This window comes from Shigella sp. FC1967, from assembly GCF_001743005.1.
Classification (GTDB): domain Bacteria; phylum Pseudomonadota; class Gammaproteobacteria; order Enterobacterales; family Enterobacteriaceae; genus Proteus.
This window is the reverse complement of record NZ_MIIZ01001077.1, coordinates 1-1,020: the sequence shown is the minus strand read 5'-3', so window position 1 is coordinate 1,020 and position 1,020 is coordinate 1. Positions and strand designations below refer to the sequence as shown.

Below are 1,020 nucleotides of genomic sequence, written 5' to 3'. Positions count from 1 at the left end.
TAATATATAAGGAGTTATTTTTCGTGTATTTTCATCAATTAACTGCCTTGTTCACAAGATTTACAAAAGCCTTTTTTATTCGCACCATTTGAGTTTGCTAATTTCTTAGAACCTCTTATCATCTTATATTAGTGAAGATATTCTGATATCTGTAACTTAATTCGCCATCTCATTGATAGGGAGCTATTCAATATGAAATTGTACTACACGCCAGGTAGTTGCTCACTTTCCCCTCATATCGTTTTACGTGAAACAGGTTTAGATTTCTCAATAGAGCGTATCGATTTACGTGCTAAGAAAACAGAATCAGGGAAAGACTTTCTAACCATCAATCCCAAAGGGCAAGTTCCTGTTCTTCAATTAGATAATGGTGATATTTTGACTGAAGGTGTTGCAATTGTTCAATATCTTGCGGATTTAAAACCTGATAGAAATTTAATTGCGCCCCCAAAATCACTAGAGCGTTATCATCAAATTGAGTGGTTAAACTTTCTTGCAAGTGAAGTGCATAAAGGCTATGGCCCTCTATTTTCACCAGAGACACCTGAAAGCTATATACCTATTGTTAAAAGTAAATTAAAGAGTAAATTTGCTTATATTAATGATGTATTGAGTAAACAAAAATGTGCATGTGGTGAGCATTTTACCGTTATTGATGCCTATTTATTTACATTAAGCCAGTGGGCACCGCATGTTGGTTTAGATTTAACGGATTTAACACACCTACAAAACTACCTAATACGCATTGCGCAACGACCTAATGTGCACAGCGCACTGGTCACTGAAGGGTTACTTAAAGAGTAATATCCCTTAGCTCTTATTTAAAATAACTCAGGTAAATTGCCTATCTGAGTTATTTTTAACATTTACCTCCTAGATTTAAGTCAATAAGGATATCGACCATAATGAGTGCGTTTAGTCAGTTTTTTTATTAAACAGGGATTTCGTAAAATTAATGAAAATAATGTTTTTCAAACATCTCATTTTTATACCAAATCAATTAACTTACAACGTAAAAGC

The 1,020-nt window shown here is 33.6% G+C and carries 1 protein-coding gene; it reads left to right on the top strand.

Annotated elements, in window-relative coordinates:
• Nucleotides 1–192: 192 nt before the first annotated feature.
• Nucleotides 193–804 carry a glutathione transferase GstA gene (gene gstA, locus BHE89_RS18565; RefSeq protein ID WP_069369288.1) on the top strand — a complete coding sequence of 204 codons (612 nt, stop codon included), beginning with the start codon at nucleotides 193–195 and terminating at the stop codon, nucleotides 802–804.
• Nucleotides 805–1,020: the final 216 nt, after the last annotated feature.